The sequence below is a fragment of the Sphingopyxis sp. H115 genome (assembly GCF_001468465.1).
GTDB lineage: Bacteria > Pseudomonadota > Alphaproteobacteria > Sphingomonadales > Sphingomonadaceae > Sphingopyxis.
The window spans coordinates 183,963-205,328 of record NZ_LNSA01000003.1; the positions used below are offsets into that span (position 1 = coordinate 183,963).

At 64.7% G+C, this 21,366-nt stretch carries 17 protein-coding genes and 1 tRNA gene; 4 read left to right on the top strand and 14 right to left on the bottom strand.

Annotated elements, in window-relative coordinates; all coding sequences use genetic code 11:
* Positions 1 to 194 precede the first annotated feature (194 nt).
* Positions 195 to 2,768 (top strand): TonB-dependent receptor plug domain-containing protein, encoded by a 2,574-nt coding sequence (locus ATE71_RS03860; RefSeq protein ID WP_082665074.1) that lies wholly within the window; start codon positions 195 to 197, stop codon positions 2,766 to 2,768.
* Positions 2,769 to 2,801: 33 nt separating this feature from the next.
* Here the strand turns inward: ATE71_RS03860 and ATE71_RS03865 are convergent, their stop codons facing one another.
* From ATE71_RS03865 to ATE71_RS03875, 3 genes are all read right to left on the bottom strand, one after another.
* Complete coding sequence (locus ATE71_RS03865; RefSeq protein WP_058802120.1) at positions 2,802 to 3,155, bottom strand: YbaN family protein; 354 nt, start codon at positions 3,153 to 3,155, stop codon at positions 2,802 to 2,804.
* A gap of 145 nt (positions 3,156 to 3,300) precedes the next feature.
* Entirely contained in the window at positions 3,301 to 4,353 is a 1,053-nt protein-coding gene (locus ATE71_RS03870; RefSeq protein WP_058802121.1) for a Glu/Leu/Phe/Val family dehydrogenase, read from the bottom strand.
* 98 nt (positions 4,354 to 4,451) lie between these two features.
* A tRNA-His gene (locus ATE71_RS03875) sits at positions 4,452 to 4,528 on the bottom strand.
* Positions 4,529 to 4,631: 103 nt separating this feature from the next.
* On the opposite strand from ATE71_RS03875, the gene ATE71_RS03880 reads away from it, so the two are divergent.
* The gene (locus tag ATE71_RS03880) at positions 4,632 to 5,315 is read left to right on the top strand and encodes a prolyl hydroxylase family protein (protein ID WP_235587892.1); all 684 of its coding nucleotides are present in this window, start codon (positions 4,632 to 4,634) and stop codon (positions 5,313 to 5,315) included.
* A 174-nt stretch (positions 5,316 to 5,489) separates the two neighbouring features.
* Here ATE71_RS03880 and ATE71_RS03885 read toward each other — a convergent pair whose 3' ends face one another.
* On the bottom strand, positions 5,490 to 6,236 hold the full coding sequence (locus ATE71_RS03885) for an SIMPL domain-containing protein (RefSeq protein ID WP_082665075.1): 747 nt from the start codon (positions 6,234 to 6,236) through the stop codon (positions 5,490 to 5,492).
* Between the two features lie 134 nt (positions 6,237 to 6,370).
* Here ATE71_RS03885 and ATE71_RS03890 point away from each other — a divergent pair, with 134 nt between their 5' ends.
* Positions 6,371 to 8,149 carry an ABC-F family ATP-binding cassette domain-containing protein gene (locus tag ATE71_RS03890; protein ID WP_058802180.1) on the top strand — a complete coding sequence of 593 codons (1,779 nt, stop codon included), beginning with the start codon at positions 6,371 to 6,373 and terminating at the stop codon, positions 8,147 to 8,149.
* A 177-nt stretch (positions 8,150 to 8,326) separates the two neighbouring features.
* Here the strand turns inward: ATE71_RS03890 and ATE71_RS03895 are convergent, their stop codons facing one another.
* The 6 genes from ATE71_RS03895 to ATE71_RS03920 form a co-directional block, all read right to left on the bottom strand.
* The gene (locus ATE71_RS03895) at positions 8,327 to 8,872 is read right to left on the bottom strand and encodes a J domain-containing protein (protein WP_082665067.1); all 546 of its coding nucleotides are present in this window, start codon (positions 8,870 to 8,872) and stop codon (positions 8,327 to 8,329) included.
* A 45-nt stretch (positions 8,873 to 8,917) separates the two neighbouring features.
* The gene (locus ATE71_RS03900) at positions 8,918 to 9,703 is read right to left on the bottom strand and encodes a polyphosphate kinase 2 family protein (RefSeq protein ID WP_058802122.1); all 786 of its coding nucleotides are present in this window, start codon (positions 9,701 to 9,703) and stop codon (positions 8,918 to 8,920) included.
* A gap of 98 nt (positions 9,704 to 9,801) precedes the next feature.
* Positions 9,802 to 10,674: an alpha/beta fold hydrolase gene (locus ATE71_RS03905; protein ID WP_058802123.1), complete on the bottom strand. Its 873-nt coding sequence runs from the start codon at positions 10,672 to 10,674 to the stop codon at positions 9,802 to 9,804.
* A gap of 3 nt (positions 10,675 to 10,677) precedes the next feature.
* Positions 10,678 to 12,468, bottom strand: coding sequence for an aspartate--tRNA ligase (aspS, locus tag ATE71_RS03910; protein ID WP_058802124.1), 1,791 nt, complete (start codon positions 12,466 to 12,468; stop codon positions 10,678 to 10,680).
* Between the two features lie 100 nt (positions 12,469 to 12,568).
* Positions 12,569 to 14,080 (bottom strand): FAD-binding protein, encoded by a 1,512-nt coding sequence (locus ATE71_RS03915; protein WP_058802125.1) that lies wholly within the window; start codon positions 14,078 to 14,080, stop codon positions 12,569 to 12,571.
* Complete coding sequence (locus ATE71_RS03920; RefSeq protein WP_058802126.1) at positions 14,080 to 14,409, bottom strand: hypothetical protein; 330 nt, start codon at positions 14,407 to 14,409, stop codon at positions 14,080 to 14,082. Before ATE71_RS03920 ends, ATE71_RS03915 begins: the two co-directional genes overlap by 1 nt.
* 118 nt (positions 14,410 to 14,527) lie before the next feature.
* Here ATE71_RS03920 and rnd point away from each other — a divergent pair, with 118 nt between their 5' ends.
* Positions 14,528 to 15,712 (top strand): ribonuclease D, encoded by a 1,185-nt coding sequence (gene rnd, locus ATE71_RS03925; RefSeq protein WP_058802127.1) that lies wholly within the window; start codon positions 14,528 to 14,530, stop codon positions 15,710 to 15,712.
* Between the two features lie 7 nt (positions 15,713 to 15,719).
* Here the strand turns inward: rnd and ATE71_RS03930 are convergent, their stop codons facing one another.
* The 4 genes from ATE71_RS03930 to ATE71_RS03945 are packed head-to-tail and all read right to left on the bottom strand — an operon-like array spanning position 15,720 to position 21,208.
* Entirely contained in the window at positions 15,720 to 17,219 is a 1,500-nt protein-coding gene (locus ATE71_RS03930; protein ID WP_058802128.1) for a Ppx/GppA family phosphatase, read from the bottom strand.
* Positions 17,209 to 19,383: an RNA degradosome polyphosphate kinase gene (locus tag ATE71_RS03935; protein WP_058802129.1), complete on the bottom strand. Its 2,175-nt coding sequence runs from the start codon at positions 19,381 to 19,383 to the stop codon at positions 17,209 to 17,211. Before ATE71_RS03935 ends, ATE71_RS03930 begins: the two co-directional genes overlap by 11 nt.
* Positions 19,374 to 20,030 carry an HdaA/DnaA family protein gene (locus ATE71_RS03940; RefSeq protein ID WP_058802130.1) on the bottom strand — a complete coding sequence of 219 codons (657 nt, stop codon included), beginning with the start codon at positions 20,028 to 20,030 and terminating at the stop codon, positions 19,374 to 19,376. Before ATE71_RS03940 ends, ATE71_RS03935 begins: the two co-directional genes overlap by 10 nt.
* Complete coding sequence (locus ATE71_RS03945) at positions 20,030 to 21,208, bottom strand: heavy-metal-associated domain-containing protein (RefSeq protein ID WP_235587893.1); 1,179 nt, start codon at positions 21,206 to 21,208, stop codon at positions 20,030 to 20,032. The genes ATE71_RS03940 and ATE71_RS03945 overlap by 1 nt, the downstream gene beginning before the upstream one ends.
* Between the last annotated feature and the right edge of the window lie 158 nt (positions 21,209 to 21,366).

Below are 21,366 nucleotides of genomic sequence, written 5' to 3' on the forward strand. Positions count from 1 at the left end.
ACAATGGTATCGATACCCTTGGTTTGACGGAATTTTATTTCATTAGCTATGACAGTCCTGTGACATCGTTACCACAATAGCCCTGAAAACGTAACAAAACCGTCGCGATAGCGCGATTTTCACTGGCGATCGGGGCGACCCCGCTCAATCCTGTTCCTCCGATGCAACTCGCATCGCAAAACAGGGAAGAGATCATGAAAACTGCCCATTGCGCCTCGCGCCTCGCCCTTTCCGCCGCACTGGTCGCCAGCGGCGTTGCGGTCCCCGCCTTTGCACAGGACGGCGGCGCCGCCGCCGAAGCCGCCGATGAAAGCGCGACGATCATCGTCACTGGCACGCGCCGGACTGATCGCACCGTCGCCGACAGCACCGTGCCGATCGACGTCATCTCCAGCGACTCGCTCCAGAACAGCGGCACCACCGAAACCAACCGGCTGCTCAACCAGCTCGTCCCCTCGTTCAATTTCCCGCAACCATCGCTGACCGACGGCACGGACTCGCTGCGCCCCGCAACGCTCCGCGGACTCGCGCCCGATCAGGTGCTCGTGCTGGTCAACGGCAAGCGCCGCCATCTGTCCGCGCTGCTCAACCTCAACGGGTCGGTCGGCCGCGGCTCGTCAGGGGTCGACATGAACACGATCCCACCGCTCGCAATCGACCGGATCGAAGTGCTGCGCGACGGCGCCTCGTCGCAATATGGCTCCGACGCGATCGCCGGGGTGATCAACATCCAGCTCAAACGGCGCGAAGGCGGCCGCGCGCAGATCAGCTACGGCAAATATATCACGACCATGGAGGACGTGAAGAATGTCGCCAGCGTCGCGCCGACGCTGACCGGCAGCGGCAGCGAAAACCCCGTCATCACTCTCACCGACGAAGACCGCAAGCGGCGCGACGGCGAAACCTGGACGATGGCGACAAACATCGGGCTGCCCGTCGGTCCGGGCGGCTATTTCAACTTCACCGCCGAATATAAGGATCGCGCGCCAACCAACCGTTCGGGTCCCGACCTGCGCCGCAACTATGCCGGTCAGGGCGACCCGCGCGAGGTGACCGTCGATCGTTTCTACCATCGCTACGGCGACGGCGAATCCAAGGATATGAACTTCTTCTTCAACGCCGGGATGGACGTCGGCGCCGAATGGGAGCTTTACAGCTTCGGCAGCTATGGCGTGCGCGACGCCAATGGTGCCGGATTCTATCGCCGCGCGCAGGATTCGCGCAATGCCGACTGGGACAATGGCGGCGCTCCGATCTATCCCGACGGCTTCCTGCCCATCATTACCAGCACGATCCGCGACATCGCGATCGCCGGGGGCCTGCGTGGCGAAACCGCCGGCTGGAACCTCGACCTGTCGGTAAACTATGGATCGAACCGCCTTGACTATGGTGTCGAAAACAGCATCAATACCTCGCTCGGCAGCTTGGGCAGCCCGCGCAACTTCGATGCGGGCGGGCTGCGTGCGGGCCAGACCTCGGTCAATTTCGACGCGTCGCGCGACCTCGACTTCGGGCTCGGCGACACGACGCTTGCCGTCGGTGGCGAATGGCGCAACGAAAATTACAAGATCGTCGCCGGCGAACCGGCCAGCTATATCGCCGGCCCCTACACCTTCACCAACGGCGCAGCGCCAGGCGCGCAGGTGTTCCCCGGCTTCTCGCCGACCACCGCAATCGACGCATCGCGCGACAGCTTTGCCGGCTATCTCGAACTCGACGCCGACATCGGCGATATGTTCAGCGTTCAGGTCGCGGGCCGCTACGAACATTTCTCCGATTTCGGCGACACGGTGAACGGCAAATTCGCCGCGCGCTTCGAACCCGTCGACGGCCTTGCCTTTCGCGGCTCGATCTCGACCGGCTTCCGCGCACCCGGCATGGCGCAGCAATTTTTCTCAACCACCTCGACGAACAATGTCGCGGGGGTCGGGCTGATCGAAATCGGCACTTTTCCTGTCGGTTCACCGATCGCCGTCGCCTTGGGCGCCGAACCGCTCGAACCCGAAAAATCGGTCAATCTCGGCGGCGGCGTCGTCTTTTCGATGGTGCCGGGGCTGAACATCACGGTCGATTATTACAACATCAAGATCAACGACCGGATCACCCTGACCGAAAATCTGCAAGGCGCCGACGTCGAAGACATATTGGAAGATGCCGGGGTCAACGGCACGTCGGCGCGTTTCTTCATCAACGGCATCGACACGCGGACGCAGGGACTCGATGTCGTCGCGAGCTATCGCCTACCCGATTTCGGCGCCGGCCGAATCACGCTGACCGCCGGTTATAATATCAACGACACCAAGATCACCGATCGCCGGACGTTCAGCGGCTTTACCGCGCAACGCCTGTTCGCGCGGCCCGAAAGCTTCCGCCTGACCGACGGCCAGCCGTCGAACAAGCTGAACGTCGGGCTCGATTGGGAAGCTGGGCCGGCCGGCCTGACGCTGCGCGCCAATCGCTATGGCTCGGTCTTCCTGCCAGTCGGCGGGGTCAACGACATCACAATCGGCAAGGGCGACGCCCCCGGTGACATCACCCTGTCGCCCAAGTGGGTCGTCGATCTCGAACTGCGTTACAAATTGTTCGACAAGGTCGGGCTCGCCGTCGGCGCCAACAATCTGCTCGACGAATATCCCGATCGCCTGCCGGTCGGGACGGTCGACGGTTTCAACTACGGGCTGAACAACAGCTTCCTGCCCTATTCGGCACAGTCGCCGTTCGGGTTCAGCGGTCGCTTCGTCTACGGGCGCGTATCGGTCGATTTCTGACCGCGCTTAAGGGTGAACGGGAAGGGCCGGAGGCTATGCTTCCGGCCTTGTCCATATCCAGCTGCCGGTAACGACTGCGGCGATCACAGGAAGCATGACCCACGGCCAAGGAGATAAAATCGCCGCCAGCACGATGCTGACGGCAAAGGCTAGCGTCGCCGCCAGCTTCCCTTTGCGGCTGATCGCGCCCTTGTCGCGCCAGGCGACGATATGATGTCCGAAACGCGGGTGGGTGAGCAGCCAGCTTTCCAGTCGCGGCGACGATCGTGCGAAGCAGAAGGCCGCAAGGATGACGAAAGGCACCGTCGGCAGCAGGGGCAGGAAGGCGCCGATCGCGCCGAGTCCCAGCGCAGCCCAGCCTGCGACCAGATAGAAGTGCCGTTTCATCTGGGGCTGGCTTAGCGGAATTCGCATCCCGCGCCAGCCCTTCGCGACACCCGCGAAGGGTGCGCAGAGGCGCGTGACTCTGCTTGCCGCCGCTGGAGGCGTTTGATTATACCGATAGCGGCCCCCGCCCGCGTGGGGGCCACGCTTACCCCCGCCCGATCAGCTTCTGCGCCATGCGGTCGGCGACGACCGACGCGGGCGTCCCGCTGGCCTTGCTCTCCGCCCATATCTCGGCGAGGCGGCCGGGAATCTGATGGATACGGCTCTCGACTTCCTCGCGGCTGCCCTGCCCTAGATACTCCAGCGCAACGTTAATGATGCCGCCGGCATTGATCACATAATCGGGGGCATAGACGATGCCGCGGTCGTGCACACGCTGGCCGTCGAGCGCGGTGGCAAGCTGGTTGTTCGCACCGCCCGCGACGATCGGCACGCGCAGCTTTTCGATGCTTTGCTCGGTCAGGATCGCGCCCAGCGCGTTGGGGCTCAATACGTCGGCTTCGACTTCCATGATCGCCGCCGAATCGGCGAGTTCGGCGCCCAGTTCCTCGGCCAGCGCCCGCGCTCGCGCAAGATTGACGTCGGCGAGCGTCAACTTCGCCCCTTCGGCCGCCAACCGCCGCGCAACACCGCCGCCGACGCTGCCGACCCCCTGGATCGCGATACGCACATCCTTGGCGCTGTCGGTTCCCAGCCCCTGCCGGATCGCCGCCTTGATCCCCAGATAGACGCCCAGCGCGGTGAACGGCCCCGGATCGCCGCCTGCATCGGCGCCGCTAGCAACCGGCAGTCCGCTGACATGCTTCGTCTGCTTCGAAATTTCGACCATGTCGGCGTCGGTGATCCCGACGTCCTCGGCGGTGACATAAGCGCCGCCCAGCGACTCGACTGCGCGGCCGAACGCCGCGAGCAGTTCGGGGGTCTTTGCCGCGCCCTCGTCGGCCAGGATCACGCCCTTGCCGCCGCCCATCGGCAGCCCGGCCATCGCATTTTTGTAGCTCATCCCGCGCGACAGGCGCAGCGCGTCGGTGATCGCCGCCGCGCGCTGCGGATAATGCCAGTAACGCACGCCGCCCGCGCCGGGGCCGAGGTGGGTCGAGTGGACGGCGATGACCGCCGTGAGCCCGCTCACGCGATCGCGGAACATGTGAACATGTTCATGATCGTCGAAATCGGCGAAATCCCAGACAGCAGACATGCGCGGCTCCTCGCATTAGAAAATTACGTAAATACGCAATAATCCAATAGGGATTGAGAGTCACCCCAAATCCCGCACAAGCGTGAAGATAGAAAAGGTGGGGCGACCAACGGGGCTCGAACCCGCGACCTCCGGTACCACAAACCGGCGCTCTAACCAACTGAGCTATGGTCGCCACATGCCGCGCGCAAAGCCGCTGCGACAGCGCGCGGCGATAGGCGCGCCCTCCCCCTTCGTCAAGCATTGTTCGCTCGCGAGCAAGCCACTAAAAGCGCGTCATGGCTGGCAACGAACATGTCGACATGGCGACCTCGGGCGCCGACCGTACCGCGCAGCGGCTTGCCGCCGTCCCCGGCATCCGTCGCGCGCCGACGCCAAAGCTCCAACAGTTCATGCTGTCGCACTTCCTCGATGCCGAAACCTGCGCCGCACTGATTGCGCAGATCGACCGCGATGTGCGACCCTCGACGATCGCCGATCCGAACGGTGACGACGCCTTTCGGACGAGCACGACCTGTGACCTCGATCACCGCGACCCGCTGGTAATTGGGGTCAACCGCAAGCTCCACGACCTCACTGGTATCCCGCTCGAATTTGGCGAACCGATGCAGGGCCAGCGCTACGATGTCGGACAGGAGTTCAAGGCGCACACCGACTATTTCGATCCGCACGGCAGCGACTGGGAAACCTATTGCGCGGTCCCCGGCCAGCGCAGCTGGACGCTGATGATCTATCTCAACGAACCCGGCGCCGGGGGCGCCACGCGCTTTCTCGCGACGGGGAAGATGCATCAGCCTGAAACGGGCAAGCTGCTCGCGTGGAACAATGTTCGGAGCGACGGAACCGCTAACCCCGACACGCTCCATCACGGAATGAAGGTGCGCAAGGGCCGCAAATATATCATCACCAAATGGTTCCGCGAACGGCCATGGCCGTGGGCGGAGGGGGAGCTGGGCCGATAGCCCGCCCAAACCCGTTCGTGTCGAGCGAAGTCGAGACACCCACCGGCAGCACGAGCCTTCACAGTGTCTCGACTTCGACCAAAGGTCGACGTTTATCCTGAGCGCTTGCCAAGGCAGTCGAAGGGCTCGACACGAATGGGGATAGGGGTCGGGTTTCGCCGACCCCCGGTTGAATTACCGCACCAGCCGGTACTGGAAATTCAGGGTCAGCGTATTCGTGACCTGCCCCGGCTCGACCGGCGTCGCCTTGCCGGCAGCATCCATCGCCTGCAACCGGACCATCGGCATCGGCGGCTGCGGCCCGCCAAAGCTGCCCTCACTGATCGAGATCAGCTCGACGCCGCGAAAGCCCGCGAGCCGCGCATAATCCTGCGCCTTCGCTTCGGCCGCCTTGATCGCGGTGCCGCGCGCGCCGACGAGCTGCGCGTCGGGATCCTTCATGCCGAACCACGGCCCATCGACATTGGTGCCGCCAGCGGCGACCAGCGCGTCGAGCAGCGGGCCGATATCGTCGATCTTGGGTGTCGTCGCGCGCACGCTGTTCGACACCTGATAGCCAAGGAAACGCGGCGGCTGGCCGTCGGTGCGGTTGTTATAATCATATTGTGGAGACAGGTTGATGCCGCTCGTCTGGATATCCTCGGCCTTGATCCCGCGCGCCTTGGCAGCGGCGATCAGCTTGTCCATCGCCGCAGCATTGGCGCGCATCGCTTCGACCGCAGTAGGCGCGGTCGTCGTCACGCCGGCTCCGACCGTCGCCTGGTCAGGGCGCGAACGCACCTCCTCGCTGACGCTGAAGCTCAAAATCGGTCCCTGCGTCGTTGCTGCCGTCACCGTCGAACCTCCTTGTTGCGCGACGGCGGGCACCGCCGCCATCAGGGCCAGTCCGGATGCCATAGCGGCGAGCATTTGCTTCGTCATTTCATTCTCCTGCGAACCGGGTTTCCGGTTCATTATGATCTCCGCCCCGTAACGCAGACGGAGCGAACGCGTTCCGGCCTTTGCGCGCACGGCGCTTGCATGATGCTGAACGTGTCGGTAGCGCGCCGTTCATCATGGCAGCACCGATTTTATCTTATGAAGGCCTCGGTCTTGTGCAGGGCAGCGGTTGGCTGTTCCAGGATCTAGACATTTACGTCGGCGAACGCGATCGGCTGGCGCTGATCGGCCGCAATGGCGCGGGCAAGACCACGCTGCTCAAACTGCTCGCGGGGCGGATCGATCCCGACAAGGGCAAGCGTACGATCGTCCCCGGCACCCATGTCGTGATGCTCGAACAGGAACCCGATTTCCGTCCCTTTGCGACACTGATGGACTTCGCCATCGCGGGCGACGACGGCCCGCCCGAGCATGAGGTGGCAGCCATCGCCGACCAACTCGGCATCGACATGAGCCGCACAGCCGCCAGCGCCTCGGGCGGCGAGCGCCGCCGCGCCGCGCTCGCGCGCGCTTTGGCGCAGAACCCCGACGTGCTGCTCCTCGACGAGCCGACCAACCATCTCGACCTCGCCGCGATCGACTGGCTCGAAAGCTGGCTCGCGCGCTACACAGGCGCGTTCGTCGCGATCAGCCACGACCGCACCTTCCTGACCCGTCTGACGCGCCAGACCCTGTGGCTTGACCGCGGCAGCATCCGCCGCAAGGAAATCGGCTTCGGCGGCTTCGAGGAATGGAGCGATGCCGTCGCCGCGGAGGAAATGCGCGCCGCCCAAAAGCTCGATTCGAAGCTGCGGCTCGAGGCGCACTGGCTCGAACGCGGGGTCACGGCGCGGCGCAAGCGCAACCAGGGCCGGCTCGAGAAATTGAAGGAAATGCGCGCGACCCGCGCCGCGATGATCGGCGGTCCCGGCGTTGCCAAACTCGGCCTCGCCAACGACGATGTCCGCTCGAAATCGGTGATCGTCGCCGAAAATGTGAGCAAGAGCTTCGGCGACCGCACGATCATCAGGAACCTCGATTTCCGCGTCCAGCGCGGCGACCGTATCGGCATCGTCGGCGCCAACGGCGCGGGCAAATCGACCCTGCTCAAGCTGCTCACCGGCGAGATCGCGCCCGACGAAGGCAGCATCACCCTCGCTCCGACGCTCGACGGCATCATCATCGACCAGCAGCGCAGCCTGCTCTCGCCCGAAAAGCGCGTCCGTGACGTGCTCGCCGACGGCGGCGACTGGGTCGAGGTGCGCGGCGTCAAAAAACATATCCAAGGTTATTTGAAAGAGTTCCTCTTCGACCCAGGCGTCGTCGAGGCGAGCGTCGGCGCGCTATCGGGCGGCGAGCGCTCGCGCCTCCTCCTCGCCCGCGAGTTCGCCCGCGAATCGAACCTGCTCGTCCTCGACGAGCCGACCAACGACCTCGACCTCGAAACGCTCGACCTGCTCCAGGAAGTCATCGCCGACTATGCCGGCACCGTGCTGCTCGTCAGCCACGACCGCGACTTCCTCGACCGCACGGTAACGGTGACGCTCGGCCTCGACGGCACCGGCAAGGTCGACATCGTCGCGGGTGGCTATGCCGACTGGGAGGCGAAACGGGTCAAACCGAACAGCGCCAAGGTCAAGGTCGCGGGAACCACCGCCCCGCCCCCACCTCCGCAAGCGCGCAAAAAGCTCTCCTACAAAGACCAGCGCGACTATGATCTGCTACCGGTCCGGATCGAGGAAATCGAAAGCGAAATGGCGAAAATCGAAGCCGAACTATCCGACAGCACCATCTTCACGCGTGATAACGCGCGCTTCAACACGCTGACGGCCAAGCTCGACAAGCTGCGCGAGGAAAAGGCCGCGGCCGAAGACCGCTGGCTCGCGCTGGCCGAAGTGGTTGAAACATTCGGGTAAGCGGCCATCGCCCACTTCTGCCGCTTGGCGGTTTTGGAATGGTGAGCTGTCGCCGCACCCAATCCCTTCGTCATCCCGGGCTTGATCCGCGATCCTTAGCAGCGCCGGCGTCCCGGCCCCTGGATCAAGCCCGGGGACTAGGGGCTAAGGGCCAGCAACCGCTCGAAACCGGGCGCCCTATGCCGGCTTCCAGCTCTTGCGCTCTTCGGCCTGCTTGAGCACCTCGAACGCCGCCTGTCCTGCGGCGAAGCGCTTCGCGGCCTCTTCGTCGCCCGGCTTTACGTCGGGGTGGCACTCCTTGGCATAGGCGCGCCAGGCCTTTTTGGTCGCGTCGAAATCGGCGTCGGGGTCGAGGCCTAGGAGTTCGAGCGCGCGCATCTCGTCGGCGCTGCGGCTGCCGTCGCCCGAACCGCCCCAGGCATAATGCTGTGCGCGGGCATAGCTGCGCGCACCTTGCGCTTCCTCGGCGGCGCGCGCCGCGGCATCCTCGGCCGAAAGGCCCGCGAAATAGTCCCAGCCGCGATTATATTCGGCCGCGTGGGTTTCGCAGAAATACCAGCGTTCGGGGCTGTTCGGCGACTTGGGTGCGGGGCAGTTACCGGGCTCGCTGCACCCGTGACGGTCGCACAGGCGCACCTTCTGCGCCTCGCGCGAGGAGCCATAGGGGCGCCAGCGGGGAAAACCCCAATCGTCGGATCTCTTGGCGCGGCTCATCATCCCCATGTAGCGGCAGGGGGCGCGAATTACTAGCCGAGCGGGGCTAAAAACCTAGTCTTTGGGCTTGTAGCCGAAGGCCTTGGACGCCAGCTTCACCACGGCAGGATCGAGTTCGGGCGGGGTCATCGGCACCGCCGCTTCGAGCGTGTCGACAATATAGGTCAGCGCCGCGATGCGCGCGGCCTTCTTGTTATTGCCGTCGATCACCTTCCACGGCGCCCAGCGCGTGTTGGTTTGCGCGAACATCTCGTCCATCGCCGCAAGATAATGCTTCCGCTTCGACCGGTTGCGATAATCCTCGGTGCCGGTCTTCCATCGCTTCCACGGATCGTCGAGCCGGTCGGCGAAGCGCCGGTCCTGTTCGGCCTGCGTGACGTGGACGAACAATTTGACGAGATTGGTACGGCTGCCGGTCAGTTGTGCTTCGAACTCGTTGATTTCGTCGTAGCTTTTGCGCCATTCGGCTTCGGTCGCATAGCCTTCGACGCGCTCGACGAGGACGCGGCCGTACCAGCTGCGGTCGAAGATCGAAATTTCGCGGTTCCCCGGCAGGCGCTTCCAGAAACGCCAGAGAAAATGGCGCGCCTTTTCCTCTTCGTTCGGCGCGCCGATCGGCCAGACCTCGAAATAGCGCGGGTCGAGCGACGCGGTCAGCCGCTGGATGATCCCGCCCTTCCCCGCGGCGTCCCAACCTTCGAGCATGATCACGCTGCGCTGGGCATGGGTGATGTGCGCGGCCTGAAGCCGTTCGAGCCGGCCCTCCAGCGCCTTGAGCGTGTCGGAATAGTCGCCTTCGAAGCGGGCGCCGGTTTCATAATCGGAGAGCGAGATCGTCATTGGCATATCCTAGCGCAAGCCCACGCGTCCTACCAAGGGCGATGCATCGCTGTCAGTTTCTGGGACAGCGGGCGCGGGCTTCCTTACCCACGCGCTGATCAGAGCAGTCCAGCAAGCAGCGCGGCGACACGCGCGGGCGCTTCCATCGGGATGAAATGGCTGTGGTCGGCCCACAGCTCGTCGCGCCTGGCGCCGATTTCGGGGCCGAGCCCGGTCCAGGTCGGGCTCAGCGAAAAATCGAGCGGGCCGCCGCGCTCGCCGGTCGGCGCGCGGATCAGCGTCGAGGGCACTGACAGATAGTGCAGCCATTCGTGCGGACTGGTGCGGAGCGCATTTTGATAGACCGACGCCTCGAGCGCTGGCGGACAGGCAAGTTCGAACCCCTCCCCGCCGACAGCGGGCAGAAGGCCGTGGGTGCAATAATCGGCGAGGACGCGCGGGTCCCAATTGGCATAGGGCGGCCGGTCGGCGAAACGCGCGCGCATCTCTTCGGCGTCGGCCCAGGCGTTACGGCGCCGCGCGACCGGATGGTCGGCGGGGTCGGGGATCGGCCTGACGCTCTCGCCCTCGTAGAGCGCGGGATCCATGATCACGGGATCGATCAGGGCCAGGTGTCGGAACGCGGCCGGACGCTGCGAGGCGAGCCGCGTCAGCACATAGGCGCCCATGCTGTGCCCGCAACCAACGAGCGGATGTCCGCCAAGCCCGTCGAGCAGCGGCAGCAGCGCGTCGGAGGTCGCGGCCCAGTTGGCAAGCGTCGCGGGACGATAGCTCCGCCCATGACCGCGGTGATCGGGTGCGACGACATGCGTGCCGGCCGGCAGCGCCGCGACGACCCGATCCCAGAGACGGGCGTGAAAGCCCGTCGCGTGAAGCAGGAGTACCGAGGGGCTCTCGCCGCGCTCACCCCATTCGAACCAGCAGATATCGCCTTCCGGCGTTTCCTGCCGGTGCTCCCGGGGCTCGCTCATGCCTTAGCTCTTCGAGCCGTCGACGAGCCGGATACTGAGTTCCTTCAGCTGCTTTTCGCTGACCGGCGCCGGGGCGCCCATCATCAGATCCTCAGCCTTCTGCGTCATCGGAAACACGATCACTTCGCGGATATTGGGCTCGTCGGCGAGCAGCATCACGATGCGGTCGACGCCCGGCGCCGATCCGCCGTGCGGCGGCGCGCCGAACTTGAAGGCGTTGATCATGCCGCTGAAATTGGCATCGACGTCGGCTTGGCTGTAGCCTGCGATCTCGAACGCCTTGTACATGATGTCGGGGCGATGGTTCCGGATCGCGCCCGACGACAGTTCGACGCCGTTGCACACGATGTCATACTGGTAAGCGAGGATGTCGAGCGGATCCTTGGTGGTTAGCGCCTCCATCTCGCCCTGCGGCATCGAGAAGGGATTGTGGCTGAAATCGATCTTGCCGGTTTCCTCGTCGGCCTCGAACATCGGGAAGTCGACGATCCAGCAGAATTCGAACCGGCTCTTGTCGATCAGGCCGAGCTGATCGGCGACGCGGGTGCGCGCCAGACCGGCCAGCTTCGCCGCCTTCGCTTCGACGCCCGCGGCGAAGAAGATACTGTCGTTCGGGCCGAGACCCATCGCATCGGCGATCGCCTTCATGCCCTCCTGGCCGTGATTGTTCGCAATCGGGCCGCCGAACACGCCGTCCTTCTGCGTCGCATAGCCAAGCCCCGGGAAGCCTTCGGACTGTGCCCAGCTGTTCATCTCGTCGAAGAATTTGCGGCTCTTTTCATGCGTTTCAGGGGCGGCGACTGCGCGGACGACCTGCCCTTCCTCGACCATGGTCGCGAAACGGCCGAAGCCCGATCCCTTGAAGAAATCACCCACGTCATGGACGAGCAGCGGGTTTCGCAAATCGGGCTTGTCGCTGCCATATTTCAGCATCGATTCGCGGTAGGGGATGCGCTTGAACGGCAGCGGCGACACGGTGCGGCCCTTGCCGTCGAAATCGGCGAATTCCTCGAACACGCCATGCAGCACGGGCTCGATGGCGTTGAAGACGTCGTCCTGCGTGACGAAGCTCATCTCGAAATCGAGCTGGTAGAATTCGCCCGGCGAGCGGTCGGCGCGCGCATCCTCGTCGCGGAAGCAGGGCGCGATCTGGAAATAGCGGTCGAAACCAGCGACCATCAGCAACTGCTTGAACATCTGCGGCGCCTGCGGCAGCGCATAGAATTTGCCGGGGTGGACGCGGCTGGGGACCAGATAGTCGCGCGCGCCCTCGGGGCTGCTTGCGGTCAGGATCGGCGTCTGGAATTCGGTGAAACCCTGATCGATCATCCGGCGGCGCAGCGACGAAATGACGTTCGAGCGCAGCACGATATTCTTGTGCAGCCGTTCGCGACGCAGGTCGAGGAAACGATTGGTAAGGCGAATTTCCTCGGGATATTCGGTGTCGCCGAACACAGGCAGCGGCAGGCGATCGGCGGCCGACTGGACGGTCACCGCACTCGGGTAGATTTCGATTTCGCCGGTCGCGAGTTTGGGGTTCAGTGTTTCGGGCGAACGCGCCGCGACCTTGCCGGTGAAGGTCAGGACGGACTCAGGGCCAAGGGCATTGACCGTGGGATAAAGGTCCGATCCGGTCTCGACGACGATCTGGGTGATCCCATAATGATCGCGAAGATCGACGAAGAGGACATTCGCATGCTCGCGCGTCCGATGCACCCAGCCCGAAAGGCGGACTTCCTCGCCAACGTTGGCGGCGCGAAGATCGGCGCAGGTGTGGGTGCGATAGGCGTGCATTTTCTGGTCTTTCGATGAATGAAGGAAATCAGCTTTAACGTGATTTATGGCCGCGCCTAAGGCAGGTCGGCGCGCCATTTGTCAAGGGTCGAAGGCCAAATCAGCAGGTCAGGCCCAGCCCGTCGAGTACCGCGCTGCCGAACAGCGCCCGATGCGCCGGATCGGGAATCAGCCGATCGCGCGCCGCGCGCCAGCGACGAAAATCCTCGCCATAGTCGGACGCGACCCGCGCGGCATCGAGACGGCAGCTTTTCGCCCAGTGGCGTGTGAAGGCGATCCCTTCGGCGTCGAGACATTCGACGACCCGAGCATAAGCGTCTGCGGTACGCTGGCTACGCGGACCGTCGAAATCGATAACCGCATTATGCGGGAAGCGCGCGGGCGCGAGCAACCCCTGCGCGCGCACCATGAACCGCACGGTGACGACGGTCGAGCCGCCGTGGCGCGCATAGACGGCGCAGATGCGTTCAAACGCGTAAGCAAGATCGGCGCGATCGACGGTAACCGAGGCGTTGAACAGATCGGCCAGCGGACGGTGGGTGTCGAGCCCCTCGCCCCAGCTGCCATAGACCGGCGGATCGTCAACGTCGGGGCCAGCGGCATAGCCCATCTTCATCGCAAATTGCAGCAGCGCGCCGCGCGCCCACGGATAATCGTCGAGCAATCGCCCGAGCAGGCTGAGCGCGTCATAACCCGCGCCAAGCTGCGCAGGGGTCGCGCGCGCATAATCGTCACGCCACGGTTCGCGATAGAGGAAGCGGAGCATCGCGGGCCGCTTGAACGGCTTGTAGGGATTGAAGATCATCTGGACGAAATCGGGGTCCCGATCGAGCGCGTAAGCCGCCGAGAAGCGCCGGAAATCGCCTTCGGCCAACCAGTTCAGCGCCGCCGGTTCGACCTTGCGCAAATTCTGGATCGGACGAACGAGGAATTTAGGCACGCTGTCGACCACGAGCGCGGTGACGATGCCGAGCGAGCCGACGGGGAGTTGCGCCGCGGCGAACAGCGCGTCGTCGCGGATCTGGGTCGAGCCCGTCGCGGCGATGAAGGCGTCGCTCATCACGCCCGCATCGGGCTCGATCCAGTGGATGCCGCCCGGCGTGACGATCTGCACCGCACGGATATGGTCCTGGATGCCGCCGCGCCCGATCATCGAGCCATGCGTCCCCGTCGCGCAGGCCCCGGCAAAGGTTTGCCCGTTCCCCGCACCGCTGGTCCAGAGCGAGCGGCCTTGTTCCTCGAACTTGTCCGAAACCTCGTCGACAAGCGCTCCTGCCTCGATGAGCATCAAGGCGCCGGCGTCGATACCCGGGCGGACGTCGGCGGCATCGACGCGAAAGCAACGGTTGAAGCGGCGCGTGTGGAGCAGCCAGCTTTGCGAGCTTATATTGACGTTCGAGGGCGACCAGCCCGCGCCGAGCGGGCGGACGCGGCGGCCCGCAGCTCGCGCTTCCGCGAGCCAGTCCTGCACGGCCTTCGCCGCAATCGCGATCTCGTCGCGCCCGCGCGCGGCGTCGCCGCTGCGCAGCGCGAACCGCGTCGCCTCCTCGCAGCGACCTGTGCCGTGATAGTTGGTCCATCGGCCTTCATCGCCAAGCCTGACAATCGGCATCACGCGTCTCCCAGCGGAAGGATGCCGGCATGGGCGCGCCATGCGACGGTTACGGGACGCAGGAAACCGAAGCTGGCGATCGCAACGAGCATCTGGCGCCGCGTGGCAAAGACGCGGACGTCGCACAGGCCATGGTCGGACTCGGGCATCACGAACGGCTGCGCAGCTTGCGCCGCGAAGCCCCAACCCTTCAGCGTCACGACCATCCTGTCCTCGTCGAGCGGTCGCGGGTTGGCGATCGACACGAAAACATCCGCCTGTCCGGCAGCATATTGGCCGACAAGCAGCGCAAACCCGAGCGCGGCCAGCGCCCAACCAATCCAGATCATGCCCCAATCCCTTCGTTTTCCCATGGCCGGTGTTCCGGCTCCGCGACCCGAAGAGCGACGGTCAGGTGCTCCGCAAATTTTCCTGCCCGTTCCTTTCAACTAGCTGTATAGGCGCGCTATGCAAGTCCATCCGTTGATCGAAACCAACGCCGCGCTGGTCGAATTCTGCGACCTCATCCGGACCAGCGATTTCATCGCGGTCGATACCGAGTTCATGCGCGAAAACACCTTCTGGCCAGAGCTTTGCCTGATCCAGGTGGCGGACCGCGAGCATGCCGCGGCGATCGACCCGATGGCACCGGGCATCGACCTCAAACCCCTGCTCGACCTGCTCGTCGATAATGAAGAGATGTTGAAAGTCTTTCATGCCGGCGGGCAGGATGTCGAAATCATCTTCAACCTGACGGGTAAAACCCCGCACCCGATCTTCGACACGCAGATCGGCCAGATGGCGATCGGACAGGCCGAACAGGTCGGCTATTCGAACCTCGTCGAAGCGTGGATCGGCGTCCAGCTCGACAAGGGCGCGCGCTTTACTGACTGGAGCCGCCGTCCGCTCGACAAGCGCCAGATCGACTATGCGATCGGCGACGTCACGCACCTCGCCAAAATTTTCCCGATGATGCTCGCCAAGCTGATCAAGACCGGCCGCGGGCACTGGCTGGACGAGGAAATGGAGAAGCTGGCGGACCCCGCCAATTACAGCGTCGATCCCGACAAGGCGTGGCAGCGGATCAAGATCCCGTCGCGCAAGCCCGATGTCCTCGGCCGGTTGCAGGCGCTCGCCGCCTGGCGCGAACGCGAAGCGCGCAACAAGAATCTCCCGCGCGGCCGCATCGTAAAGGACGAGACGCTGGCCGACCTCGCCGCGCACCCGCCAAAGGACCAGGACGGCCTCGGCCGCGTCCGCGGATTATCGGCGACCTGGCGCACGAACGATATCGGCGCCCGGCTGATCGATGCGCTCGCCAATGCGAAACCGCTGTCGAAAGACGACATGCCCGACCGCACACCGCGCGGGCCGGGGCTCGGCAAGGAGGGCGTGCTTGTCGCGGACCTGCTGAAACTGTTGCTAAAGATCCGGGCACGCGAACTCAATGTCGCGGCGCGGCTGATCGCCCGCAGCGATGATCTTGAAGCACTGGCGGCAGGCGGACGCGACGGCATCGCGATGATGCAAGGCTGGCGCTACGACGTCTTCGGCCACGCCGCGCTCGACCTCGTCGAAGGCCGCATGGGCTTCGCGGTCAAGAACGGCAAGCTGGTGATGAGCGAGATCGACGCCGGCTCCGGCGCCGAATGACCGGCCACTAAAGCAGCAGCATCTCGGGTTTGGCGTCGAGCGCCTGCGCCAGCGCGCGCAGGCGGCGCTCGACCGACTCGCCGGCAAGGTGATGCCAGCCGCGGGCGAGACGGAGTTGCAGCTTTCCGTTAACCAGCGCGATGCCGCTCCCCTTGAGCGGCGCTTCGACGCCCCCGGTCAGACGCTGCGCAAGCCGGATCGCGAGGCCCCATTGCCTGGCCCGGGCTAGCCGGTCGGCGCTGACCAGATCGCCCATCGCGGGAAAATCGCTGTCGGCGCCGCCAAAGCCCGCGTGCAGCGCGCGGGCGAGCAGGATACGGCCCGGAATATCGATGCCGCGCCAATTGCCATGCAGGCCGATTTCAGTGCCCCGTTCGGCGCGGAAATCGGGATTGGCCGACCAGGCGACATCGCTGAGCAGGCTCGCGGCGAGCCGGACGCGGCTGTCGGCCGTCGCTTCGCCGGTGAACAAGGGCGCGATCCATTCGGTGATCGCCCGGCCATGCGGCGCAAAACGCGCCAGCCGGCGCCCCTCGAACTCGGCAGCCACGATCAGCGGATCCTGCGCACGCGTCTCGAAGTCGAGGGCCTGGTAGAGCAGCCCTTCGCGCAAACCGGACGAGGACACGGTCATTTCGGGGACATCGATGATGTTCGCGAGCGCGGCAAGCAAAGCGGCGGCGTCAGGCAAGGCCGCCGCGCGGTTCGACGCCATGCCCGGGATCGCCCGCAACTGTTCGAAGGTCAGCCGTTTGGTGGCGCGGACAAGACGGCGTAGCGCCGTCCGCGGCAGAGTATGCTGGTCGAGCACCGCGAGCGGGTCGTTCGTCAGTTCGAGATCGAGGCGCGACAGCGCGCGCCACGAGCCGCCGACCAGATAGAGCGGAAGACCGGTCAGCCCCCCGGGCCAACCGGCATCGCGCAGCAGCTTGCGGATCGCACGCTCGAAAGCCTGCTGCCCGTCCTTGCGCAGCGCGGGCAGGCGCAGCACGCCGAGCGGGAACGACGCGCAGCGGCCGACCTTGCCGTCGGCGACTTCAGCGAGTTCGAGGCTCCCGCCGCCGAGATCGACAGCGATGCCGCGCGCATCGGGGATGGCGGCGAGCACCCCGTAGCCGGCCGCCTCGGCTTCTTCCTCGCCCGACAGCAGCCGGATCTTCAGGCCCGCCTCGGCAGCGGCGGCGATAAAATCGGGACCGTTCGCCGCGTCGCGGACCGCCGCGGTCGCGACGCACTGCAGGTCCTTGACCTCCATATGGCGGGCAAGAAGCGCATAGCGGCGGAGTGCCGTCAGGCCGCGCTCGGCGTCTTCTTCGGCGATGCGGCCGTCGATGGCGAGCCCGCGACCGAGGCCCGCGGCGACCTTTTCGTTGAAGATCACGGCCGGCGCGCGCGCGGGTCCTTCATAAACAACGATACGTACCGAGTTGGAACCGATGTCGATGACCGCCGAACGGCGGACCGTCTGTTTGGATGTGCGCAGCAAGCCTATCGTCTCAATCTTCATTCATGTTCAACGCGAGCGTCGGGACATCCTGGCGTTGGTGGAGCGCGGTGCCGCGGCCCGAAAGCGAAGGGTTGTTCATGAAATAATGATGCAGGTTGAAGGGCTTGTCGTCCGTTTTTACCCGAACGGAGGTGCCGTCGGGCAGCAATATCCAGCTTTGTTCATTGTCGATCAGGTTCGCGACGAGCACCTGGTCGAGAATCTGGTCGTGGACGGTCGGGTTTTCGATCGGGATCATATATTCGACGCGGCGATCGAAGTTGCGCGGCATCCAGTCGGCGCTGCTGATGTAGAGCTTGGCGCCGCGATGCGGCAGCGGCGCACCGTTGGCGAACGCCCAGACGCGGCTGTGCTCAAGGAAGCGGCCAACGACCGATTTGACGCGGATCGTTTCGGAAAGCCCCGGCACGCCCGGACGCAGGCAACAGATACCGCGGACGATCAGTTCGACCGGCACGCCCGCCGCGCTCGCTTCATAAAGCTTGTCGATGATGTCGGGGTCGACGAGGCTGTTCATCTTGGCCCAGACACCCGACGGCGCGCCCGCCTTTGCCGCGGCGATTTCGGCGTCGATCAGTTCGCTGAGATGCTGGCGCATGTTGAGCGGCGACATGGTGATGAGATCGAGCCGCTCGGGCTCGACATAGCCGGTGATGTAATTGAACAGCTGCGCCGCGTCGCGGCCGGCGCGCGGGTCGGCGGTAAAGAAGCTCAAATCGGTATAGATACGCGCGGTGACCGGGTGGTAATTGCCGGTGCCGAAGTGGCAATAGGTTCGATAGCCCTGCCCTTCGCGGCGCACGACCATCGAAATCTTGGCGTGCGTCTTCCACTCGATGAAGCCGTAGACGACCTGCACCCCGGCGCGTTCGAGCTGGTTCGCCCACAGGAGATTCTGTTCCTCGTCGAAGCGCGCCTTGAGTTCGACCACGGCGGTCACCGATTTGCCCGCTTCCGCCGCTTCGATCAGCGCGCGGATCACCGGCGACTGGTTGCCCGCGCGGTAAAGCGTCTGCTTGATCGCGACGACATCCGGATCGGCGGCCGCCTGGCGGAGGAAAGAGAGCACGACATCGAAACTCTCATAAGGATGGTGGACGACGATGTCCTTCGAACGGATCGCCGCAAAACAGTCGCCGCCATGTTCGCGAATCCGCTCGGGAAAGCGCGGCGAGTAAGCGGGAAATTTCAGGTCGGGACGATCGACATCGACAAGCGCCGAGAGCGCCGCGAGGCCGATGAAGCCACCGATCTTGGCGACGATCGCCTCGTGCCCCTGGATATCGGCATTGAGCACCGCCGCGATTTCGGCGGGCATGTCGGCTTCGAGTTCCATCAGGATCACGCGGCCGCGGCGGCGGCGGCGGATCGCGGTGCGGAACAGGCGGACAAGATCCTCCGCTTCCTCCTCAAGTTCGATGTCGCTGTCGCGGATGATGCGGAACACGCCCAATGAGCGGATATTGAAGCCAGGAAACAGTAGGTCACCGAACAATTCGATCAGATATTCGACGGGCACGAAGCTTGTCGCCTGCCCCGGCACCGGAACGAAGCGCGGCAGCGATGCCGGAATCATCACCAGTTCGCGCACCGTATCGCCCGTCGCCTTGCGCTGCAGATCGAAAATCACCCCCAGCCCGCGATTCGGGATGAAGGGAAAGGGATGCGCCGGGTCGAGCACCTGCGGCGTCAGAATCGGAAAAATCTGGTCGATAAAATATTGGCGCAGCACCGAACGCAGCGCTTCCTTGTTCGATCCCGTGCCGTGGACGACGATGCCCTGTTCGGCGAGTTGTTTGTGCAGCAATTGCCATTCGCTCTGCTGCTGGTCGACCAACCGGTTCACCTCGGCCTCGATCTCGGCGAGCTGCTGCCCCGGCGAGCGGCCATCCGCTGAGGGATCGTCGATTCCCTGAAGCTGCTGCCCCTTAAGCCCGGCGACGCGAACCATGAAGAATTCGTCGAGATTGCTGCCCGAAATCGACAGGAAGCGCAGGCGTTCGAGCAGAGGATGCGCAGGGTTGCGCGCTTCCTCCATCACACGGCGATTGAAGGCCAGCCAGCTGAGTTCGCGGTTGAAGAAGCGTTCGGGGCCGAATGTCGGCGGAGTCAATGCCCTATCCGCATCATTGTCCGCGCGAAGGGGGCTGTCAGCTATCGACATGTCGCTTCATCCTGCCTTTCAAGGAGATCGGGATCGATCAGCCCCTGTGACAATAATGTTTCACGCGTAAGACGGACCCCGACCCGCCGCCCCTGTTCGAGCGAAGCGGTGTCGAGGGCGGCGACGATGCGGTGGATCATCGCATAGCTGCGCTCCATCCGTGGGACGATATAGGATGCCACCTCGGGCGCGAGAGCGATGCCACGCTGCGCGAACAGCGTCTCGATCAGGTCGCGTGCCAGGCAGTCGTCGGGGTCGCCGATCGTCAGGACCGGCACGGCGGCCAGGCGCGAGCGGAGATCGGGCAAGGCGATATTCCATTCGGCCGGGGGCGCGTCGGCGACGACGAGCAACTGTCCATCGTTCGCCTGCGCGGCGTTCCAGGCGTGGAATAGCTCCTCTTCGGATACGCTGTCATGGCCGTCGATGACGCGGCCGCCAGTTTCGGCAGCGAACAGCCGCCCCATCAGGCTGCGCCCCGACCCGCGCGGGCCGGTGAGCACGGCAGTGCGCACCGGCCAGGTCGCGACGTGGCGCAAATAGCGTACCGCATCGGCATTGCTGGTCCCGACGATCAACGGCCCGTCGTTCGCCCCGCCCGCGCTCCAATCGAGCGGCAGGGCAATCTGTCCCGACGTGCGCGCCATCAGCGACTGATCCTGAGCGTGCTGCCGCCTTCCTGCACCTTGTAACCGCGGGCTTCCAGAGCGGCCTTGAGCGCGCCGATGTCGCCGCGGAAGGTCACGCGCATCACCGACGTTCCACCAAGCGCGAGGCTGGTCGTCGATGCCGACTGCACCCCGGCAACGCCGCCGACTGCACGCTCGGTCGCGGTCACCGAATCGACGTCGGGCGAATTATATTGGACGCTGAAGCTCTGCACCCCGACCGGCGCTGCAGTCGGTACGCTGTTGTCGGTTTCGGTCGGCAGCGCCTCTTCGTCGGTCGCGGTCTCTTCGGGCAGATCTTCCTTTTCGACCGGCTTTTCGAGGACGAGATAGGTGTCGGTCTTGAGAATGCCGGCCGTCAGCGCGTCGATATAGATGCGGTCCATCCGGGCGACGGCCTTTTCCATCATATCAGGCAGCGCCGCGGGACTGGGCCCGGTCATCGAAAAGCTGGAGATCAGCTTGTTGTCGGGCCCGAAGCGCGCGGTGAAAATGCCTTTCACCGGTCCGCCGGGGTAGGAATATTCGACGCGCGCGATCGGCGTGAGCACGTCGGCGGCGCCATATTGATCGAGGATCACGCGCCACCAGACGCGGCCCCGGCGGCCGGTCTGCCCCGCGTTGATCAGCAGCGTATCAGCGCCGGTGCCCGCGGTGCGAACATAGTCGATCGCGCTCTGCCCCGTATTATATTCGGCCCACGCGCGCTGCCAGGCGCTGCGCTGTTCGAACACCTGCGGGATGCCGTCGATCGAATAGACGGGGATGACGAGCAGCGGCGGCGAGCGCAAAGTCCGACCGCTGACGCCGAGGATCTGGCCCGCACGGACGCGGTCGAATTGCACGCCGAGCTTCGCAACATAACGGCGCGGGCCGATCTGTTCTTCCTCGACCACGATCGCGGTGACGATGCCGTCGAGCACCGAATCGCCAAGCTTGGGCCCGTCGGTGCCGTTGAGCTTGCGATAGAGTTGCGCCCAGCCGAGCCGCTGCGCCTCACGCCAGCCCTTTTCACGCGCATCATCGGCATTATCGCCGGTCACATCGACCATGATACCGCTGGCAAGGAAATCGCCGCTGCTGTTGATCGGGGTAATGCCGCGATCGCCGCGGCTGATCTGGCCTTCGACGATGCCGGCGAGAAGGATCGCGAACAACAAGCCGAAAAGAGCGGGCCAGCGCCAGCCGCGAGACATGCGCGCGCGAAGGTCGAAACCGGATTGGAGGCGGGGGGAAGCGGCCGAAGTCATATCTTCTCTATTCTTTGCCCCGAAGAGCGATCCCCGACAAGGAAATCATGGCAATTGTCGGCGGG

Excerpts from the sequence above, each read along its gene's own strand:
- ATE71_RS03915 (WP_058802125.1), bottom strand. The coding sequence starts at position 14,080 with ATGCCGATTGTCAGGCTTGGCGATGAAGGCCGATGGACCAACTATCAC.
- ATE71_RS03895 (WP_082665067.1), bottom strand. The coding sequence starts at position 8,872 with ATGGGGATGATGAGCCGCGCCAAGAGATCCGACGATTGGGGTTTTCCC.
- ATE71_RS03920 (WP_058802126.1), bottom strand. The coding sequence starts at position 14,409 with ATGATCTGGATTGGTTGGGCGCTGGCCGCGCTCGGGTTTGCGCTGCTT.
- ATE71_RS03885 (WP_082665075.1), bottom strand. The coding sequence starts at position 6,236 with ATGACGAAGCAAATGCTCGCCGCTATGGCATCCGGACTGGCCCTGATG.
- ATE71_RS03870 (WP_058802121.1), bottom strand. The coding sequence starts at position 4,353 with ATGTCTGCTGTCTGGGATTTCGCCGATTTCGACGATCATGAACATGTT.
- ATE71_RS03905 (WP_058802123.1), bottom strand. The coding sequence starts at position 10,674 with ATGAGCGAGCCCCGGGAGCACCGGCAGGAAACGCCGGAAGGCGATATC.
- rnd (WP_058802127.1), top strand. The coding sequence starts at position 14,528 with ATGCAAGTCCATCCGTTGATCGAAACCAACGCCGCGCTGGTCGAATTC.
- aspS (WP_058802124.1), bottom strand. The coding sequence starts at position 12,468 with ATGCACGCCTATCGCACCCACACCTGCGCCGATCTTCGCGCCGCCAAC.
- ATE71_RS03940 (WP_058802130.1), bottom strand. The coding sequence starts at position 20,030 with ATGGCGCGCACGTCGGGACAGATTGCCCTGCCGCTCGATTGGAGCGCG.
- ATE71_RS03890 (WP_058802180.1), top strand. The coding sequence starts at position 6,371 with ATGGCAGCACCGATTTTATCTTATGAAGGCCTCGGTCTTGTGCAGGGC.
- ATE71_RS03900 (WP_058802122.1), bottom strand. The coding sequence starts at position 9,703 with ATGACGATCTCGCTCTCCGATTATGAAACCGGCGCCCGCTTCGAAGGC.
- ATE71_RS03935 (WP_058802129.1), bottom strand. The coding sequence starts at position 19,383 with ATGTCGATAGCTGACAGCCCCCTTCGCGCGGACAATGATGCGGATAGG.
- ATE71_RS03930 (WP_058802128.1), bottom strand. The coding sequence starts at position 17,219 with ATGAAGATTGAGACGATAGGCTTGCTGCGCACATCCAAACAGACGGTC.
- ATE71_RS03865 (WP_058802120.1), bottom strand. The coding sequence starts at position 3,155 with ATGAAACGGCACTTCTATCTGGTCGCAGGCTGGGCTGCGCTGGGACTC.
- ATE71_RS03860 (WP_082665074.1), top strand. The coding sequence starts at position 195 with ATGAAAACTGCCCATTGCGCCTCGCGCCTCGCCCTTTCCGCCGCACTG.
- ATE71_RS03880 (WP_235587892.1), top strand. The coding sequence starts at position 4,632 with ATGGCTGGCAACGAACATGTCGACATGGCGACCTCGGGCGCCGACCGT.